Annotated in this window: 20 protein-coding genes; 14 read left to right on the forward strand and 6 right to left on the reverse strand. The window is 69.8% G+C overall.

Features of this window, described 5'->3' with window-relative positions:
* Positions 1 to 251 precede the first annotated feature (251 nt).
* The 5 genes from AC5JJ2_RS16285 to AC5JJ2_RS16305 all read left to right on the forward strand — a co-directional run bounded on the left by AC5JJ2_RS16285 (position 252) and on the right by AC5JJ2_RS16305 (position 4385).
* Positions 252 to 1001, forward strand: coding sequence for a hypothetical protein (locus AC5JJ2_RS16285; RefSeq protein ID WP_495859068.1), 750 nt, complete (start codon positions 252 to 254; stop codon positions 999 to 1001).
* A gap of 170 nt (positions 1002 to 1171) precedes the next feature.
* Positions 1172 to 2026 (forward strand): hypothetical protein, encoded by an 855-nt coding sequence (locus AC5JJ2_RS16290; RefSeq protein WP_495859069.1) that lies wholly within the window; start codon positions 1172 to 1174, stop codon positions 2024 to 2026.
* A gap of 30 nt (positions 2027 to 2056) precedes the next feature.
* Positions 2057 to 2290 carry a hypothetical protein gene (locus tag AC5JJ2_RS16295; RefSeq protein ID WP_495859070.1) on the forward strand — a complete coding sequence of 78 codons (234 nt, stop codon included), beginning with the start codon at positions 2057 to 2059 and terminating at the stop codon, positions 2288 to 2290.
* Between the two features lie 10 nt (positions 2291 to 2300).
* Positions 2301 to 2771 (forward strand): hypothetical protein, encoded by a 471-nt coding sequence (locus tag AC5JJ2_RS16300; RefSeq protein WP_495859071.1) that lies wholly within the window; start codon positions 2301 to 2303, stop codon positions 2769 to 2771.
* 240 nt (positions 2772 to 3011) lie between these two features.
* Complete coding sequence (locus AC5JJ2_RS16305) at positions 3012 to 4385, forward strand: hypothetical protein (RefSeq protein WP_495859072.1); 1374 nt, start codon at positions 3012 to 3014, stop codon at positions 4383 to 4385.
* Here AC5JJ2_RS16305 and AC5JJ2_RS16310 read toward each other — a convergent pair.
* The 3 genes from AC5JJ2_RS16310 to AC5JJ2_RS16320 are packed head-to-tail and all read right to left on the reverse strand — an operon-like array spanning position 4382 to position 6175.
* Positions 4382 to 4765 (reverse strand): hypothetical protein, encoded by a 384-nt coding sequence (locus AC5JJ2_RS16310; RefSeq protein WP_495859073.1) that lies wholly within the window; start codon positions 4763 to 4765, stop codon positions 4382 to 4384. The genes AC5JJ2_RS16305 and AC5JJ2_RS16310 overlap by 4 nt on opposite strands.
* Before the next feature lie 10 nt (positions 4766 to 4775).
* The gene (locus AC5JJ2_RS16315; protein ID WP_495859074.1) at positions 4776 to 5252 is read right to left on the reverse strand and encodes a hypothetical protein; all 477 of its coding nucleotides are present in this window, start codon (positions 5250 to 5252) and stop codon (positions 4776 to 4778) included.
* 14 nt (positions 5253 to 5266) lie between these two features.
* Complete coding sequence (locus AC5JJ2_RS16320; protein ID WP_495859075.1) at positions 5267 to 6175, reverse strand: sugar phosphate isomerase/epimerase family protein; 909 nt, start codon at positions 6173 to 6175, stop codon at positions 5267 to 5269.
* 195 nt (positions 6176 to 6370) lie between these two features.
* Between AC5JJ2_RS16320 and AC5JJ2_RS16325 the strand changes: the two genes are divergently transcribed.
* The 5 genes from AC5JJ2_RS16325 to AC5JJ2_RS16345 all read left to right on the forward strand — a co-directional run bounded on the left by AC5JJ2_RS16325 (position 6371) and on the right by AC5JJ2_RS16345 (position 10684).
* Positions 6371 to 7675, forward strand: a complete 1305-nt coding sequence (locus tag AC5JJ2_RS16325; protein ID WP_495859076.1) for a nickel-dependent lactate racemase family protein — start codon at positions 6371 to 6373, stop codon at positions 7673 to 7675.
* 36 nt (positions 7676 to 7711) lie between these two features.
* Positions 7712 to 8332, forward strand: a complete 621-nt coding sequence (locus AC5JJ2_RS16330; protein WP_495859077.1) for a hypothetical protein — start codon at positions 7712 to 7714, stop codon at positions 8330 to 8332.
* Between the two features lie 104 nt (positions 8333 to 8436).
* Positions 8437 to 8763, forward strand: a complete 327-nt coding sequence (locus AC5JJ2_RS16335; protein ID WP_495859078.1) for a hypothetical protein — start codon at positions 8437 to 8439, stop codon at positions 8761 to 8763.
* 123 nt (positions 8764 to 8886) lie between these two features.
* A complete protein-coding gene (locus AC5JJ2_RS16340; RefSeq protein WP_495859079.1) occupies positions 8887 to 9585 on the forward strand; it encodes a carbonic anhydrase in 699 nt (232 codons plus the stop codon).
* A gap of 115 nt (positions 9586 to 9700) precedes the next feature.
* Positions 9701 to 10684 (forward strand): magnesium transporter, encoded by a 984-nt coding sequence (locus AC5JJ2_RS16345; RefSeq protein WP_495859080.1) that lies wholly within the window; start codon positions 9701 to 9703, stop codon positions 10682 to 10684.
* Positions 10685 to 10916: 232 nt separating this feature from the next.
* Here AC5JJ2_RS16345 and AC5JJ2_RS16350 read toward each other — a convergent pair whose 3' ends face one another.
* Positions 10917 to 11753, reverse strand: coding sequence for a hypothetical protein (locus tag AC5JJ2_RS16350; protein WP_495859081.1), 837 nt, complete (start codon positions 11751 to 11753; stop codon positions 10917 to 10919).
* Between the two features lie 150 nt (positions 11754 to 11903).
* Between AC5JJ2_RS16350 and AC5JJ2_RS16355 the strand changes: the two genes are divergently transcribed.
* The 3 genes from AC5JJ2_RS16355 (at position 11904) to AC5JJ2_RS16365 (ending at position 14939) form a co-directional block, all read left to right on the forward strand.
* On the forward strand, positions 11904 to 12146 hold the full coding sequence (locus tag AC5JJ2_RS16355; protein WP_495859082.1) for a hypothetical protein: 243 nt from the start codon (positions 11904 to 11906) through the stop codon (positions 12144 to 12146).
* 52 nt (positions 12147 to 12198) lie between these two features.
* Positions 12199 to 13767 (forward strand): serine/threonine-protein kinase, encoded by a 1569-nt coding sequence (locus AC5JJ2_RS16360; RefSeq protein ID WP_495859083.1) that lies wholly within the window; start codon positions 12199 to 12201, stop codon positions 13765 to 13767.
* Positions 13768 to 14111: 344 nt separating this feature from the next.
* Positions 14112 to 14939: a glycosyltransferase family 2 protein gene (locus AC5JJ2_RS16365; protein ID WP_495859084.1), complete on the forward strand. Its 828-nt coding sequence runs from the start codon at positions 14112 to 14114 to the stop codon at positions 14937 to 14939.
* On the opposite strand, the gene AC5JJ2_RS16370 is transcribed toward AC5JJ2_RS16365, so the two are convergent.
* Positions 14940 to 15170, reverse strand: a complete 231-nt coding sequence (locus tag AC5JJ2_RS16370; protein ID WP_495859085.1) for a hypothetical protein — start codon at positions 15168 to 15170, stop codon at positions 14940 to 14942. It abuts the gene before it with no gap.
* A gap of 73 nt (positions 15171 to 15243) precedes the next feature.
* On the opposite strand from AC5JJ2_RS16370, the gene AC5JJ2_RS16375 reads away from it, so the two are divergent.
* Complete coding sequence (locus AC5JJ2_RS16375; protein ID WP_495859086.1) at positions 15244 to 16155, forward strand: WD40 repeat domain-containing protein; 912 nt, start codon at positions 15244 to 15246, stop codon at positions 16153 to 16155.
* Positions 16156 to 16159: 4 nt separating this feature from the next.
* Here AC5JJ2_RS16375 and AC5JJ2_RS16380 read toward each other — a convergent pair whose 3' ends face one another.
* Positions 16160 to 17074 carry a DUF1559 family PulG-like putative transporter gene (locus tag AC5JJ2_RS16380; RefSeq protein ID WP_495859087.1) on the reverse strand — a complete coding sequence of 305 codons (915 nt, stop codon included), beginning with the start codon at positions 17072 to 17074 and terminating at the stop codon, positions 16160 to 16162.
* Positions 17075 to 17163: the final 89 nt, after the last annotated feature.

The following is a 17163-nucleotide window of genomic DNA, read 5'->3' on the forward strand; positions in this document are numbered from 1 at the left end:
GTGGGTTGGCCTTCCCTCCTCCACATCGTTTGCGTTCCTGGGCGGTGGGGGCGGGGGGGGCGCGCGGCCCCCCCCCCCCCCCCCCCCCCCCCCCCCACCTCCCTCCCCGTGTGAGAATCGCGTGGGAAGTGGGTAGCTCACCCCCCTCCCTAACCCTCCCCCCCAAGGGGGGAGGGAATAAGAGAATGCCCCTCCCGCCGGTAGGGGCACGGATTGGCGGCGGACCCACGACTCGGAAAAGGCGTTCAGCCATGAACATCAGCAAGGCACTGGTCTTCGCCAACGTCTTCATCAGCATCGGGCTGCTGGCGTGGGCCATCTCCATCTACACGAACCGGCTGACGTACTTCGACTACAAGGACGGCGAGACGGCCGTGCAGGGCCAGTTCACCCAGTACGCGGCCGAGGTCAAGCGGCTGTCCGACGGCATCCAGGCCGTGCAGGCCGGGTACGTCCGGGCGATGGACAACCTCATCACCCAGGAGCAGGACCGGGCGTACCGCACGTCCGTGCTGACGGCCCTCTTGGACGAGGTGAAGAAGCCCGGCGTCCCGGACGCGCTGTTCCGCGTCGCCCCGCGGCACACGGAGCCGGACCTGCGGGGGCTGATCGACGTGTTCAAGTTCAACCCTCAGAACCAGTTCCCGCCGCGGCTCAGTCTCCGCAACCAGCCGCTCAAGGGGTTCGGCCGGCTCCAACAAGAGATGACCAACCTCCAGAAGGACGAGAAGGACCGGACGGCCCAGATCGCGAAGTTCCGGGAGGACTCGAACAAGCTGTCGCAGGAGATCTTCGACCCGATGACGAACGCCGGCGTGCAGCCGGAGGTCTTCAAGATGAAGACGATCCTCAAGAACCTCGACGACGAGAAGGACTACCTCGCGGACGCCCAAGTGAACTGGGAGGAGCAGCTCCGCACGCTGAAGCTCCGCAAGCAGCAACTGCAAGCGCGGCTGGCCGAGGTCACGGCCGCCCCGGCGGGCGGCAAGGGCGGGGAGTAACGGCCGGGACCGCGGGCGTCCCGCCCGCCCACCGTCCCGACCTCGGGGACCAGGTTTAAGCGGCAGGGGGCGTGGCGGGCGGGACGCCCGCGGTCCCAGGACTGCCGGGGATTGACACACTCGACTCACCACGACGCCCCGCGGGGGGCCTTGATCCAGGGGACGCTTCGATGAACACGCTGGGCAAGATTCTCGTCTTCTTCGTCATGGTTCTCAGCCTGATCTGGAACTACCTCGTGGTGAACGCCTACGCCACGCGGACGAACTACAAGACGGAGCTGGAGAAGACGCAGAAGCTGTACGCGGAGGCGGCCAAGTCCGCGCAGAACTCCGCGAAGCTGGCCGAGGAACAGCGGGCGGCCGCCGACTCGACGATCTCGCAACTGTCCGCCGAGATCACCAGCCTCCGCGCCCGCGTGCAGGCCGCCGAGAACGACAGCGCCGGGTACAAGGCGAAGGTCGAGGAGATCGGCAAGGACAAGGAAGGGTACGTCACGGCCGCGCAGCTCCAGCAGACCGGGATCAAGACGCTGCAGTCGCAGGTGGACGTGCTCCGCGGCCAGGTCAACGACCTCGACAAGAAGCTGAACGATGCCACGATCGCCGAGCAGAAGGCCGAGAACGAGAAGCTCCAGGCCCGGATCGAGCGGGACGCGGCGAACCGCAAGTCGGACGACTACGAGAAGCGGCTGTTGGACCTGAACGACAAGTACTTCGACCTGCAGAACGGCGGCCGCGGCGGCGGCGGCTCCCGCGTCCCGCCGACCGACCCGGACTTCCGCGCGACGGTGACGGCGGCGACCGGCGAGCGGGTCGAGATCAGCCTCGGGGGGAACGCCGGCTTGCAGAAGGGGGCCGTCCTGGACGTGTCCCGGCCGAGCGCCAAGAAGTACCTCGGCAAGCTGACGATCGAGCGGGTGGACCCGTTCGGCGCGACCGGCCGGTTCACCCCGCTGGCCGGCGTCGGCCGGGCCGCCGCCGCCGACCTGCCCCAGAAGGGCGACGTGGTCAGCGTCATCAAGTAACACCCCGGAACGAGCCGCGAGGGACCGGACATGGCGAAGAAGCGCGACGACGATGACGAAGACGCCCCGACGAAGACGCCGAGCGACGCCTACGTCGGCCTGTTGGCGATCTGCCTCGTCGCCCTGCTGGCGGCGGCGACGCTGTTGTACCTGGACTTCGACGCGCTGGAGACCGGCACGCCGAAGCCGACCGACCCGCAGGTGAAGCTCGCCGACGCGGGCCTGAACAAGCTCGCCGCCCCGGCCGCGGACCCCAAGAACTAGGAGCCTTCCGATGGCCGACACTGTCAAGCCGCAACCGTCCCCCGGCTACGTCGGGATGCTGATCGTGACGGCGCTAGCGATGTTCGTGGGCATCGTGGTGATGGCCCTGGAGGCGACGGAGTACGACTGGGACCCGAAGCCGAAGGCGACGCAGGCGGTCGCGCTGCCGAAGGCGACGGCCGCCGCGGACGCGGCGGCCCCGGCCGTGGCCGAGGCGAAGCCGGCGGACGCGAAGCCGGCGGCCGTGGCGAAGACGGAACCCGCGACCGCGACCCCGGCGGCAAAGCTGCCGGACGTGAAGCTGCCGGCCGTGGCGAAGACCGAGCCGAAGCCGGCGGCGAGCGGCCCGGTCCCGTCGCCGCTGACGCTGCCGGCCCCGCCCGCGACGACGCCGGCGGCCGCGCCGAAGGCCCCGGAAGCGAAGCCGGAGCCGCCGAAGGCGGACGGCCCGACGCCGTCCCCGCTGCGGATCAAACGCTGAACCGAGGCTGTCTTCTCGCGAGCGGCGGGGCTGGTCCCCGCCGCGTTCGTTTTCATAGTAGTAGGCACACTCCGTGTGCCGTTTCCTGTCGGCCACAGGGACTCGGACGAACGCCCCGACTCGGCCCCGCGACGGCACACGGAGTGTGCCTACTACTATGACCGGTTGCCCGCGGGTGGGGTCGGTGGGTAAAACAGGGTGTGCCCCTTTTTGCGCCCGCGCCCGTGGCCGAGACCCGTTGTGAAGACCCCGCCGCCCGACAAGCCGTTCGACCCGGACGACCCGAACTTCGACCCGTGGGCCGACGACCCGAACGCGCCGAAGGAGCCGGGGCTGGACGACGACGAGACGGAATCGGACCCCGACCTGCCGTGGCTCGACGAGCCGTTCGACGCCGAGGACGCGCCGACGCCGACCCCCGCCCCGGCGGCGAACGTCCGCGGCCCGGCCGCGCTGCTCGACTCCGAACTCCGCGGCGAGATCGAGTTTGAGATCCTCTTCCAACAGACGAAGGCCGAGTTCCTCCGGCCGCCGCCGGTCCCGCCGCCGGCCGTGCGGCTCGCGGTGTTGCTGCCGTTCGCCGCGCTCTTCCTGGCGTGGGGGGCCACGCAGCAGGGCGTCCTCGGCATGGCGGCCGTCGCCGGCGTGTTCGCCCTGCACCACCTCGGCCACCACGTCGGCCAGCGGCTCGGCCGCTACCGCGAGCCGGAGCTGCGGTTCTGCCTCGGCCTCGACCGGCGGCTGCCGGCGAACACGACCGCCCCGGCCGGCGCGCGGGCGGTGACGTTCCTCCTCGGCCCGCTGCCGGGGCTGGCGCTGGCGCTCCTGATCGTGGCCCTCGGCCCGCCGGCCGACGGGCCGCTCGACTTCTTCGCGATGGCCCTGGTCGGGTTCAACCTGGCCGAACTCTGGCCGCACACGACCAGCGACGGCGGGAAGCTGTTCGCCCTCGTCCCGGCCCTGCGGCCGCCGTGGGTCGGCACGGTCGTGCGGGCCGCGATCGTCGGGCTGCTCGTGGCCGCGCTGGTGTGGGTTCCCAGCACGCCGGCCCGGATTCTCCTCGGCCTGCTGATAGCCGTGCTGGTGCTGGACTGCCTGCGGGCGCACCGGCTCGCCCGGTCGCGGGCGGCGCTGGCGAACATCTTCCCGGCGCTCCCGCCCCGCCCGGCCGACATCCCGGACGACGCGCTCCGCCGGCTGTTCCACGTGACGCTGGCCCTCGACCCGGCCCGGTACGACCCGGACTACCTGGCCGGCGTGATGCGGAACCTGCACGCCCAGGCGCAGCTCCCGGCGATGCCCCGCCCGGTGGCGGTGGCGGCGGTGGCGGCGTACCTCCTCGGCTGGTTGCTCGCGGCCGGGACGGTCGGGCTGTGGGTGGCGGCGGCGGAGGAGCGGGCGGCCGCGGTGGGCGGGTTGCTGACGGCGTTCGAGCCGGTGATGCGGGCGACCCCGGACGAGTGGCCGGCGGCGACGCGGGCGTTCCTGGCGACGTGGGCCGCGGCCGACCCTCAGGCCCGCCGTGATGCGTGGCAGGAGATGGACCGCTGGGCGGCGAAGTCGCCCCCGAAGTCGGCGGCGATGGCGGAGTTCGTCGAGAAGCTGAGGCCCTAACCGGGGTCATCGTCGCCCGGATTCGGCGGCGGCTTCGCCGCCTCGACCTTCGCCAGGATCGCCACCAACTCGCGCGGGTTCACGACGCCCGGCGTTCCTTCCAGGGCCGCGACCGGGGCTTCGACCAGCCACGTACAAACGACGTGCGACGCCCGCCGCAGCCGGGTGCTCGTCGTCCCCTCCCGGTTCCATGACAGGCGAACGATCTCTTCTTCCGCGGCCACGTTCGAGGAGCTGACCGCCGCGATCAGCACAGGCTTGTCCGGCTGAATGTCGGCCGTCGGTGTGAGGATCACGCCGGGCCGCCTCTTCTCGTTCTGCCCGTTCGGGTCGAGGGACGTGAACCAGACGATGCGGCCTTGCTGGAGGGCGGACGACATGGGTTCCCCTTCAGTCCGCGGGGGCGAAGGGGTCGGCGTCCTCGTCGTACCACGCCTGCGGCGGCGGGGCGTTGGCCGCCAGCTGCTTCGCACGGTCGGCGGTCGGCGAGAGGTACTCCGCGACGATGGCGTACAAATCGTCGAGCGTCACCCACCGGGCCGACAACTCGGCGTACAGGGATTGAACCTCGTCGAAAGCCCTCTGCGGGCGTTCCCTCTCAGGGAAGTCATCCGGCACGTCGGAAATGAGCAGGAGCATACCCTTCAATAGGAAGGTGTAGGCTTGGAGAACCTGAAGGTAACGGTCCCGGACGGCGTGCAACTCTTCGACCCGATCCGCCTTGGCAGCAACCTTGCAAGTCTCCACCCACCGGTCGCGGACGCTCGGCCAAAAGAATCGACGATGCCACCACATCTCGAAGAACTCGGGGTGGAATGGCGGGTAACGGTCGTGACCCGTTAGTCGGTCGAGCATTTCGTTGAACATGACTCCGACCCCGTTCACGCCACGAACTGGTCCAGGAACTTCTTGCTCTGCCGGATCGCCCGCTTGCGGTCGGCGAGGTCCCGCTCGTAGGCCCGGTCCTCGACCTCCACGCACACCGGCCCATTGTAACCGGTGTCCGTCAGCGCCGCGAAGAACTCGCCCCACTTCACGTCGCCCAGCCCCGGCAGCTTCGGCTGGTGCCACCCGAGGCCCAGCGCGCCGACCTCGTAGAGCTTGTCCTGGTCGATCCGCTCGTCCTTCGCGTGGACGTGGACCAGCTTCTTGCCGAACTCCCGCAGCGCCCGGCCGCAGTCGATGAACTGCCAGACGAGGTGCGACGGGTCGAAGTTCAGCCCGATCGGCGCGGTCGGGAACGCCTGGAACAGCCGCCGCCACACGGCCGGGCTGACGGCCACGTTCTTGCCGCCCGGCCACTCGTCGTTCGAGAACAGCATCGGGCAGTGCTCGATGCCGATCCGCACGCCGCTCGCCTTCGCCGCGTCGAGGATGCTCGGCCAGACCTGCCCGATCATCTCGAAGTTCTGCTCGACCGTCTTCTTCCAGTCGCGACCGATGAACGTGTTCACGACCGTCGTGCCGCACAGCGGGGCGGCCGCGATGAGCTTCTTCAGGTGGGCGACGACGACCTCGCGGTGCGCCGGGTCCGGGTCGAGCGGGTTCGGGTAGTACCCGAGGCCGCTGATGCCGACGCCGTGCTTCGCGGCCAACTCCTTGACGCGCGCGCCCTGTTCCGGCGTGAAGTTCGTGACGTCGATGTGGGTAACGCCGGCGTACCGGCGTTCGGCCCCGCCGACCGGCCAGCACATGACCTCGACGCACGCGAACCCCTCGTCGGCGGCGAACTTCAGCACGTCCTCCAGCGGCAGGTCGCCGAGGATGGCGGAAACGAACCCGAGTTGCATGGCGACACCCGATGGATGAAGGATGCCGTGATCTTAGCGAAATCCAGAGGTCAGAGGTCAGAGGCCAGACATCAGCAAAGCCGTGGTCCGGCCGACCTCTGACCTCTGATTTCTGACTTCTGCTTCAGTTGTCATCCGCCGCCGCCGAGGGTATCCCTGAACGGTAGACCTTCCTTCCGCCGACACGGTTCTCCCATGCACGTCACGCTCGACTACGGCAAGACCGGCCTGCCCGTCACCCTCCCGGAGGAGCGGCTCGTCGCGCCGCCGCTGACCATCTCGGACGCGCCGCCGCTCGCCGACGCGCAGGCCGCCATCGCGGACGCCATCCGCAACCCCATCGGCTCGCCGCCATTGTCGGAACTCGCGAAGGGGAAGAAGACGGCGTGCATCGTCATCTGCGACATCACGCGGCCCGTCCCGAACAAGCTCATCCTTCCCGAAATCCTCAGCACCATCGAGGCGGCGGGCGTGCCCCGGTCCGGCATCACGATCCTCAACGCGACCGGCCTGCACCGGCCGAACGAGGGTGACGAGATGGTCGAACTCGTCGGCGAACACGTCGCGGCCAACTACACGTGCGTCAACCACCACGGCAAGGTACTCCATGAGCACGATTACCTCGGCACGACGCCCAACGGCGTGCCGATGTGGATCGACAACCGGTACACGACGGCCGACCTGAAGATCACGACCGGCCTCATCGAGCCGCACCTGATGGCCGGGTACAGCGGCGGGCGGAAGCTCATCTGCCCCGGCATCGCGGCCCTGGAGACCGTGAAGCGGTGGCACTCGCCGAAGTTCCTGGAGCACCCGAAGGCCGACTGTGGCAGCGTCGAGGGGAACCCGGTCCACGAGGAGAACACGTACATCGCGCTCAAGGCCGGGTGCGACTTCATCGTGAACGTGTGCATCGACGGCAAGCGGCGGGTCACGTGGGTCGGGGCCGGGGACATGATTAAGGCGTGGGAGGCGGGCGTGCGGTTCTGCCGGGACGTGGTGAAGGCCGGCGTGCCGGAGCCGGTGGACGTGGTCGTGACCAGCTGCGCCGGCTACCCGCTCGACACGTCCTGGTACCAGGCCGTGAAGGGCCTCACCGGGGCGCTGCCGATCGTGAAGAAGGGCGGCACGATCATCCTCGCCGCGAGCCTGACCGAGGGGCTGGGCAGCCACGAATTCCAGGAGCTGGTGAAGGAGTACGCGGCGAAGGGGCTGTACAAGAGCCTGTCGGTGGCGGCGGTGACCCGCGAGCCGCGGCCGCACGACACCTGCGAGATGGACGAGTGGCAGATCGTGATGCTGCAGAAGGTGCTGGCCCACTGCCGGGTGAAGGTGGTGACCGGCGGCCTGCCGGCCGACGTGCTGCGGGCGTGCGCCGTCGAGCCGGCCGCGACGGTCGAGGAGGCGGTGTCCGACTCGCTCCGCGAGTACGGCGACGCCGCGACGCTGGCGGTCATCCCGAAGGGGCCGTACGTGCTGGCCTACGTGATCGGGGCGTGAGGCTGCTACAATCGCAAAACCCGCGGAGAGGTTGTCATGGCGTTCAGCGAGTTCCGTTACCCCGACGTACTCGACCGGCTGAGCGTTCGCGAAGAACAGGTCGCCAGCCTGTTCGCCGACGTGCCGCCGGTCGAACCCGGGCCGGCGTTGCGTGCCTGGTTACCACAGAGCGTGCCCCTGGGCACGACGGCTCATTCGGAGGCAGCGCGGGCGATTTGGATCGTCGGGCCGGTTCTCGCCGACCTGTGGAACCGGTTCCCGAACCGGTTGAATCTCCTGGCCGGCGTTGATTTCCAAGCCGATGCCGCGGCCGGGCTGAACGGGTACGTCGATTTCATACTCTGCGAGGGCATCCAACGGTTTACGGTGTCGGCCCCGGTCTGTCTAATCTTCGAGGCGAAGCGGGACAGCATCCCGGACGGCCTCGGCCAGGCCATTGCCGGGATGGTCGGCGCTCAGCGGTACAACGCCCGCGAGGGACATCCTATCGACCCGATCTACGGGTGTGTGACGACCGGGAGCTTGTGGCGGTTCTTACGGTTGTCGGGGGCGACCCTCACCAGCGACCGGCGGGAATATTTCATGGCCGAGGTGGAAGAAATTCTCGGCGTCCTGAGCAGCATGATCCGCCCCGTCGGCGGCACGGCCGCGGCGTGAACTCCGAATCCTCAACGATTCCACCCCCGCCCGCGCCTTCGGCTGGATTTCCGCCCGACCGTGGGGTAAAAATGGTCGAACCCCGTCATCGTCCCGAAGGCCCCTTGCCCGTGACCCGCGCGTCGCTCCGAGTCCTGGCCCAAGCGCTGCTCGCCGCCCTCTTCCTGGTCGGCGGGGCGGCCGCGGACGTGCGGCCGGCCGCCGGGTACGCAGCCGCCCCGCCGACGCCCTCGAATCAGGCCCCGACCGAGGAAGACGACACCGAGGCCGCGAAGGACAAGCGGCACAGCCCCCGCGAACTCCACGACCACCCCCGCCGCCCGACCCGCGGCACGAAGCTGCCAGGCGTCGCCGACCCCCGCCCGTTCGCCATTTTCCACCTCCCGACCCGCCCGAGCGACCTCGGCCGCTCGCCGCCCCGTCGCTGTTAGCACGTCCCGGTAACGTCGCGCCCTGACCGCCGCGCGCCCGGTCGCGCCCCGGCCGTCCCCCGCTCCCGTCGTCGATCCCGACCGCACTCTCCCGGCATTCCTTCACACACACCCGAGGGCGTCATGGAAAAGCTCATCAACGGCATTCATCACTTCGAGGCGAACATCTTCCGCGAGCGGCACGCGCTGTTCCAGCAGCTCGTCGGCGGGCAGCACCCGCAGGCGCTGTTCATCACCTGTTCGGACTCCCGCATGGTTCCGTCGCTGATTACCCAGGCCGACCCCGGCGACCTGTTCGTCCTGCGGAACGCCGGGAACATCGTGCCGACCTACGGCAGCACGAACGGGTCCGGGGCGGAGGCGGCGACCATCGAGTACGCCATCCGTGGGCTGGGGATCAAGGAGATCGTCGTCTGCGGCCACACCCGGTGCGGGGCGATGCAGGCGCTGCTCCAGCCGGAGTCCCTGGACGGGATGCCGCGGGTGCGGGAGTGGCTCCGCCACTCGGATGCGTGCAAGGAGGTCGTCGAGACCGTGTACGCCGACCTGCCGCCGGAGGCGAAGTGGAAGGTGGCGATCGAGGAGAACGTGCTGACGCAGATCGAGAACCTGCGGACGCACCCGGCCGTGGCCGTCGGGCTGGCGCAGGGCGACCTGAAACTGCACGCCTGGGTGTACAAGATGGAGACCGGCCAGGTGTTCGCCTACGACCCGCAGGCCGGGCAGTACGAGCCGCTGAAGAAGGCGGACGGCGCGCCGCTGGTGTCCGTCGTCCCGTCCCGCAAGCCGCTCCCGAACGGCCTGCCGGTCCCGACCGCCTGACGGGTCGTTCGGCGGAATGCTGGAAATCTCTTCCCGCCGTTCGACGAAGAAGACGGTGAGGGCGACCCGTTGACGCGCCTCCGATAATGGCTGTTCCCGACCCCGGAGGTGCGCCATGTCCGCCGTCCGACAAATCCTCGGCGACCCGGTCACCGCGCACATGCGGACCGAGCCGACCCGCCTCACCGTCGGCCAGACGATCGCCGACGCGCTCGACCACGTCCGCAAGAACCCGCCGCCCAACCGCGTGCTGTACCTGTACGTCGTGGACGCGGCCGGGAAGCTCGTCGGCGTCGTGCCGACCCGTCGCCTCTTGCTCTCGCCGCCGGAAACGGTCGTCGATGAGATCATGGTCCGCACCGTCATCACCATCCCGCACGCGGCCACCGTGTTGGAGGCGTGCGAGTTCTTCACGTTCCACAAGCTGCTCGCGTTCCCGGTCGTGGACGAGCGGAAGCACCTGCTCGGCACGGTGGACGTGGACCTGTACACGGAGGAAATGTCGGACATCGACCGGCGGGAGGGGAACGACGACCTGTTTCAGCTCATCGGCGTCCACCTCAGCGAGTCGGAACAGGCGAACCCGCGGCTGGCGTTCGGCCGGCGGTTCCCGTGGCTCTTGTGCAACGTCGCCGGCGGGATGCTCGCCGCGCTGCTCGCGGACGCCTACCAGGACGTGGCCACGCTCGCCGTCGTGACGCCGTTCATCGCCGTCGTGCTGGCCCTCGGCGAGAGCGTGAGCATCCAGTCGGTGAGCCTCGCGCTGCAGACGCTGCACGGGAAGCCGCCGACGTGGGGGGACCTCGGCCGCAAGGTCGGCCGGGAGCTGCTGGTGGGGTTCCTACTGGGGGCGGCGTGCGGCGGCACGGTCGGGCTGATCGCGTACCTGTGGAAGGGGTCGGCCTACGTCGGGCTGAGCCTGTTCCTCGGCATCGGCGGCGGGGTAACGGCCGCGGCCGCCGTCGGGCTGGCGCTGCCGTACCTGTTGCGGCTGCTCCGCCGCGACCCGCGCGTCGCGGCCGGGCCGGTCGCGCTAGCGCTGAGCGACATGGTGAGCCTGCTCTTGTACTTCAACCTCGGCCGGTGGCTGCTGACGTGAAATGTAGGGCGGGTCAAGGCTTTGCGCCAACCCGCCGGCTTATCTCCCTCTCCCCCGGCTCTGCGGGGGAGAGGGCCGGGGTGAGGGGGTTAAGAGCTTCCCGCGGCAAGAACGTCCCTCCCCTCGGAGGCAGCTCGGACCCCCTCACCCTAACCCTCTCTCCCGCAAAGCCAGGGGAGAGGGGATAAGAGAGCCGGCGGGTCGGCGCAAAGCCTTGACCCGCCCTACAAAACTACCCCGCCTTCTTCGCCGCCGCGCCCTGGATCGCCCCCTTCGTCTTCTCGATGGCCGCGTCCCACTGCGGCTTCAGCCACTTCCAGACCTCCTTCGAGATCAGCGCGTCCTGCTCGAACGTCACGGCCGTCTTCCCGTCCGGGAACCCCTCGTCGATGAAGTCGGTCGGCTTCTGGCCGCCCTCGGTCTTCCACGGCGTCCCGCCGACGCCGCCGTGCGTGCAGCGGAAGTGCTTGACCTTGCCCTTCGTCTTCGCCGGCCGGAGGATCGTCAGCCCGCAGTTCCCGAACGACCCGCGGGACTTCGACTCCTTCGCCCGGAACGCGTGCAGGCACAGTTCCACGTTCCCGCCGACCGGCGTGTCGAACGTCATCCCGACGGCCGCGACGGCCGCCCCGAGCAGCGCCCCGGCCCCGCTCGCGGCCGTGGCCGCCCCGGCCGTCGTCGGGCTGAACCCGCGGGGGACGAACAGCCCGACCTCCGACGACCGGTCCACGGCGTCGAACAGCGCCAGGCAGTTGACCGTGTACGTGGTGCCGATGAACGAGTTCAGGTAGGCGGCCGTCTCGACGACGGCCGCCCCGCCGCGGCTGAACCCGGCCAGGAAGATGCCCTTCGCCTTGCCGGACTTGAACAGCCGCCGGACCCACCCGTAGGCTTCCTGCGCGAGCACGCCGGTTTCCATCCCGAGCGTGGTCGGCCCGCGGCTGTAGAACGCCAGCTCCGGCCACGGCCACGACTTGTACAGCCGGCGGACGTGGCTCTCGGCGAAGTCGAGGGCGTACTTCTTGTTGCTGTCCGGCCCGGTCCCGTCGATCCCGGCGAACGCGATCATGGGGCGAATCCTCGGTGCGTGACGAAGGTGGCACGTCCAATTGAAGCATCCGCCCGGCCGGGACGCAAATGGAAACGGGTTCGCCCGGCCGCGCGGTGGATGCCCGCCCGTCGGGCCGCTATTCTGGAAGCATCCCCAGGAGTGGCGGCGATGAGCAAGAAACTCGACGACCTGACGATCGACGACCTGCTGGAGCCGTGCGAGCGGTGCGCCGCCGCGAAGGAGTCCGGCGTCCAGCGGAAGCGCGGCCCGGACCAGACGAAGGAGTTCTCGCTGCGCGACGCGAAGAGCTGCGCCGTCTGTCACGGCACGAAGCTGGCGCTGAACAAGATCGGCCTTCAGATCAAGCGACTGGCCGTCGAGATGCGGGACCGCGGCTACCTCAGCCCGTGACCGGGCGGGTCCGTACAATTCCGCCATCGCCCCGCAGCCCCGCGCACCGGTCATGGCCGACACCACGCACGAACCGCCGTACCCCACCACCGACCGCGGGGCGGAATCGCCCACCGCGACGCACCTGTTCCGGCCCGACGACGGGCCGCGGACGGTGCTGCAAACCGGCGAGCAGCTCGCCCTCGCGGCCGCCCTCTCGACCGGCCAGCAGACCGTGCCCGGCTACGAGATCATCGAGGAGATCGGCCGCGGCGGCATGGGCGTCGTCTACAAGGCGAAACAAATCCAGGCGAACCGCGTCGTCGCGCTCAAGATGATCCTCGGCGGCGGCCACGCCGGGACGGCCGACCGGGAGCGGTTCAAGATCGAGGTCGAGGCCACGGCCCAGCTCCAGCACCCCGGCATCGTGCAGGTGTTCGAGGTCGGCGAGCACCACGGGCTGCCGTACTTCAGCATGGAACTGTGCGAGGGCGGGGCGCTGACGAAGCTCAGCAAGGGCCGGCCGCAGCCGCCGCACGTCGCCGCCGCCGTCGTCGAGCGGATCGCGCACGCGGTCAACGTCGCCCACGCGCACGGCATCGTCCACCGCGACCTGAAGCCGGGGAACATCCTCATCGGCCGGGACGGGACGCCGAAGGTCGGGGACTTCGGGCTGGCGAAGCGGCTCGACGCCGAGAGCGGGCACACGCACAGCGGCGCGGTCATGGGGACGCCGAACTACATGGCCCCGGAGCAGGCGGCCGGGAACGCGAAGGAGGTCGGCCCGCCGGCGGACGTGTACGCCCTCGGCGTCATCCTGTACGAGCTGCTCGCCGGCCGCACGCCGTTCCAGGCGGACAACCTGCCGGCCCTGTTGGAGAAGGTGATCCACAACCAGCCGCCGGCGCTGTCCGACTCCGGGCGGACGGTGCCGCGGGATTTAGAAACGATCTGCCTGAAGTGCCTGGCGAAGGAGCCGGGGCTGCGGTACCAGACGGCGGGGGAGCTGGCCGAGGACTTGCGGCGGTTCCAGCACGGGGAGTCGATCTCGGCCCGGCAGTTGGGCATGGTCGAGCGGTTCGCGTGGATGCTGGAGAAGAGCCAGCACGACAAGCAGTTCGTGCGGTACGCCGGGTTCTTCCTGTGGCTCGCGCCGGTGCTACTCGTGCCGGAGCTGGTGGCGACGGCGATCCGGTACTACGGGCTGCCGTCGTACTACGTGGTCCCGGTGTACGCGATGCGGCCGGTCCTCGGCCTCGGGCTGTTCCTGTACTACGGCGGCGGCCGCATCTGGCCGGCGAACCCGGCGGAGCAGCACATGCTCTCCGTGTTCGGCAGCTTCGTGCTCGCGGCCGGGCTGCTGTTCGTGAACCTGGGGCTGCACGAGGACGCCGGGACGTGGAACAGCGCCGCGTTCTACCAGGCCGTGGCCGCGGCGTCGGCGGTGGCGTTCTTCTCGCTGGGCGCGATGTTCTGGGGCGGGTGCTACCTGGTCGGCGTGACGTTCCTGGTGCTGATCCCGGTGATGGCGATCGACCCGCGGTTCTGCCCGATCGAGTACGGCAGCGTGTGGGCCGCCGTCTGCCTGCGGATCGGCCTCCGACTGCGGAAGTTGGCGCGGGAGCAGGCGGCGCAAGCATAAGTTTTGTGGAACCCGGAGCGGGAGCGACGGGGTGATTGTCCCTCACCCCGTCGCTCCCGCTCCGGGTTCCACCGGCCGACGCGACGGTCCGAGGTTTTAGCCCCGAAGGGGCGGAACATGTCAGCCCAGGGCAACGCCCTGGGTAACGGTCCCACCCCTCACACCAAGCCCTGAAAGGGCGAAAGAGTGCCGCCCTTTCAGGGCTTCGGCGTTGTGGGTGGCGGTCTACCCAGGGCGTTGCCCTGGGCTGACATGTTCCGCCCCTTCGGGGCAAAGACATCGCGTGTACGAAACACGCCTCCCGACGAAAACAGGTTTTGACACCCCGATCTCCGAGCCTGCCGATGCCCGCGTCCCTGCTGTCCGCCCCGCCGCTCGACCCGACGCACGCGGAGTTCCACGTCGAGCGCATCCTGAAGCCCGCCGCGGCCCGCACGCACAAGATCATCGCCGTGCTGCCGGCGTACAACGCCGCCCGGACGCTCGCGGCGACCGTCGCCGACTTCCCGCCGGGGAGCGTGGACGAAATCCTCCTCGTGGACGACGGCAGCCGGGACGACACCGTCGCCATCGCCCGCCGGATGGGGCTGACGGTCATCGTCCACGAGAAGAACACCGGGTACGGCGGCAACCAGAAGACGTGCTACCGGTACTGCCTGGACCGCGGGGCGGACGTGGTGGTGATGATCCACCCGGACTACCAGTACGACGCGCGGGTCATCCCGCACGCCGTCGGCATCGTCGAACTCGGTATCTGCGACGTGGTCCTCGGCAACCGCGTCCGGTCGCGGGCGGAAGCGTTGAAGTGCGGGATGCCGTGGTGGAAGTACGTGTGCAACCGCGGGCTGACGATGTTCGAGAACGTCGCCCTCGGCCAGAACCTCGGCGAGTTCCACAGCGGGTTCCGCGTCTACCGCCGCAGCGTACTGGAAACGATTCCCTTTGAATCGAACAGCGACGACTTCGTGTTCGACACGCAGTTCCTGGTGCAGGCCGTCCACTTCGGGTTCCGGCTCGGCGACGTACCCGTCCCGGTGCGGTACTTCGACGAGGCGAGTTCGATCAACTTCCGCCGCAGCACGAAGTACGGCGTCGAGACGCTGAAGACGGTCGGCCAGTTCTGGCTGCACCGCCTCGGGCTGGGAAAGAGTCGGCTGTTCCGGGCGAAATGATTACACGCCCTTCGCCCACGGCAGCAGGACGCGGACCAGCACCCGGACCTCGTCCTCCGTCGGCAACGTCGGTCGCGATGCGGTAGCGGGCGCGAATGCCGCCGCGGCCCGCGGCGCCAGGTGGAACTCGCGGTCCACTGGCGGCGGCTCGTGGCCGGACCCGTGCGGGTCGAACGGCTGGGCCGCCGCGGTTCCGGCGACCGCGACCAGGACGACGAGCGAGCGAACCATCGTGCGACTCCGGACGGAAAGCCGGGGACGATACCGTGCCCGCCGGGAATTGCAAGAGAATTGAGGGGGCCGCGTGCGACACCTGACGGGACACACGAAGGCCGTCCGGGCGGCGACGTTCGCGCCGGACGGCCGCCTCGTCTCGGCCGGCGAGGACCGGACCGTGCGGGTCTGGGACGTGGCCGCCGGGAAGCCGGTCGAGGTCATTTCCGCGAAGCGCGTCGTGTACGCGGCGGCCGTCTCCCCGGACGCCGGTACGCTCGCCTACGCCGGGCGGTCGCCCGACCCGCGGTCTGGGGTCAACGTCGTCCAGTTGTGGGACTTGAAGGCCGGGCGACCGGTCCGGGAACTCGACTGGCCGATGCCGGAAGACATGCGGTCGGTCTGGTCGCTGTCGTTTTCCGCGGACGGCGAGACGCTCGCCGGCGCGGCCCGGCGGTTAGGCGGTGGGAACGTCCTCAACGGCGGCGGCGGCCGGTGGTGGCGGGTCCGCAACCCCGCCGTCACGGAGGCGCTGCCGGACCAGGGCATCTACGCCGCCGCGTTCGCGACCGCCGGTTCGCGGCTGGCGGTGACGATCGACCGGGCCGTCCGCGTCCTCGACGGCCCCGCCGGGCCGGAGGTCCGCCGCTACCCGCTCACGTCGTCGTGGGCGGCCGACCTCAGGTTCGTCCCCGGCGGGACGGAACTGGTCGTCGCGATGAACAGCTTCCTCTGCGCGGCCGACCCGACGACGGCCGCCAAGCTGCGGCGGGTGAAGACCGGCATCCCGCGGCTCTCGGCCGTGGCCGTCGCGCCCGACGGCCAGAGCGCGTTCGCCGTCGGCCGGCCGGGCCGCGTCGAGCGCTACCGGCTGCCGGAGTTGACTTTGATGCATGCGTTCGACTTCGGGTTGGGGAACGTGGACGCCATCGCCGTCTCGCCCGACGGCCTGACGTTCGCGGTCGGCGGGGAGAACGGGCTGATCGTCTGCGACGCGGAATAGCGAATCAGTAATCCGCCCAGTTCGCCGTCTCGCCGCCGGCGCGGGTCGCGAGGGCGGGCATGATGGGGGCGGCCGAGTACCGCAGGAACTGCACCGACCCGTCCGCGAACAGCCACTGCCCGCCGCCGGGGTGCAGGCTCCAGAAGTGGTGCGCGTCGCACGGGTTGATGAGCTTGCCGGGGCCGTACACGTTGTCCTTCGGGCAGCCGACCGTTAGCAGCGCCCGCTCCTCCGTCACCGCCAGCGCGGAGTCGTAGGCCGACCACGCCCACCAGCCCCAGTCGAGGTCCGGCTCCGGCGACGGCGGCCGCTCGCCGAGCATCACCGTGTGGCTCGTCCCGTCCACGATGTCCGTCACCTTCGTGTCCGAACTCCGGTAGATGACCCCGTCCTTCGGCCCGCCGAAGTCGAGGTTCATGTTCGTGTTCGACGGCCCCTCGCGGTACACGCTGCCTTCCACGGCCAGGTACGAGGTCAGGCCGAACTGCGGGCCGATGTACTTGTAGTACCCGTCCGTCGAGGTCTTGTGCCGCCGCGGGTCGGAGTTGCACATGAACAGGTCCACGATCTTCTCTTGGGCCGAGATGACGCCGAGCGCCCGCAGGTTGTCCAGCTCGATGTACGGCAGCGCGAGCGTCGCCCAGCTCTTCCGCGGCCGCGGGTCCGGGGCGAGCGGCTGCTCGTCCGGCGTGTCGAAGTTCCAGTACTCGTTGTACGCCTGCGGGAACTTCCCCTGCTGGGCCTCGAAGTGGTGCAGCGCGATCCCGAGCTGCCGGAGCTTGTTCTGGCAGGCGGCGCGGTTCGCCGACTCGCGGGCCATCTGCACGGCCGGGAGGATCATGCCGATGAGCACGCCGATGATCGCGATCACGACGAGGACCTCGATCAGCGTGACGCCGGGCCGGGACGTGCGGGACACGGATGCCTCCGTCGCGGGCGAATTCTGGTCCCCTCTCCCCCGGCTTTGCGGGGGAGAGGGAGGAAAACCAAGCCGGCGGTTGAAAAAGA

The organism is Limnoglobus sp., assembly GCF_059499385.1.

Coding starts and splice junctions, on each gene's coding strand:
- AC5JJ2_RS16285 (WP_495859068.1), top strand. CDS start 252: ATGAACATCAGCAAGGCACTGGTCTTCGCCAACGTCTTCATCAGCATC.
- AC5JJ2_RS16290 (WP_495859069.1), top strand. CDS start 1,172: ATGAACACGCTGGGCAAGATTCTCGTCTTCTTCGTCATGGTTCTCAGC.
- AC5JJ2_RS16295 (WP_495859070.1), top strand. CDS start 2,057: ATGGCGAAGAAGCGCGACGACGATGACGAAGACGCCCCGACGAAGACG.
- AC5JJ2_RS16300 (WP_495859071.1), top strand. CDS start 2,301: ATGGCCGACACTGTCAAGCCGCAACCGTCCCCCGGCTACGTCGGGATG.
- AC5JJ2_RS16310 (WP_495859073.1), bottom strand. CDS start 4,765: ATGTCGTCCGCCCTCCAGCAAGGCCGCATCGTCTGGTTCACGTCCCTC.
- AC5JJ2_RS16315 (WP_495859074.1), bottom strand. CDS start 5,252: ATGTTCAACGAAATGCTCGACCGACTAACGGGTCACGACCGTTACCCG.
- AC5JJ2_RS16320 (WP_495859075.1), bottom strand. CDS start 6,175: ATGCAACTCGGGTTCGTTTCCGCCATCCTCGGCGACCTGCCGCTGGAG.
- AC5JJ2_RS16325 (WP_495859076.1), top strand. CDS start 6,371: ATGCACGTCACGCTCGACTACGGCAAGACCGGCCTGCCCGTCACCCTC.
- AC5JJ2_RS16330 (WP_495859077.1), top strand. CDS start 7,712: ATGGCGTTCAGCGAGTTCCGTTACCCCGACGTACTCGACCGGCTGAGC.
- AC5JJ2_RS16340 (WP_495859079.1), top strand. CDS start 8,887: ATGGAAAAGCTCATCAACGGCATTCATCACTTCGAGGCGAACATCTTC.
- AC5JJ2_RS16345 (WP_495859080.1), top strand. CDS start 9,701: ATGTCCGCCGTCCGACAAATCCTCGGCGACCCGGTCACCGCGCACATG.
- AC5JJ2_RS16350 (WP_495859081.1), bottom strand. CDS start 11,753: ATGATCGCGTTCGCCGGGATCGACGGGACCGGGCCGGACAGCAACAAG.
- AC5JJ2_RS16355 (WP_495859082.1), top strand. CDS start 11,904: ATGAGCAAGAAACTCGACGACCTGACGATCGACGACCTGCTGGAGCCG.
- AC5JJ2_RS16360 (WP_495859083.1), top strand. CDS start 12,199: ATGGCCGACACCACGCACGAACCGCCGTACCCCACCACCGACCGCGGG.
- AC5JJ2_RS16365 (WP_495859084.1), top strand. CDS start 14,112: ATGCCCGCGTCCCTGCTGTCCGCCCCGCCGCTCGACCCGACGCACGCG.
- AC5JJ2_RS16370 (WP_495859085.1), bottom strand. CDS start 15,170: ATGGTTCGCTCGCTCGTCGTCCTGGTCGCGGTCGCCGGAACCGCGGCG.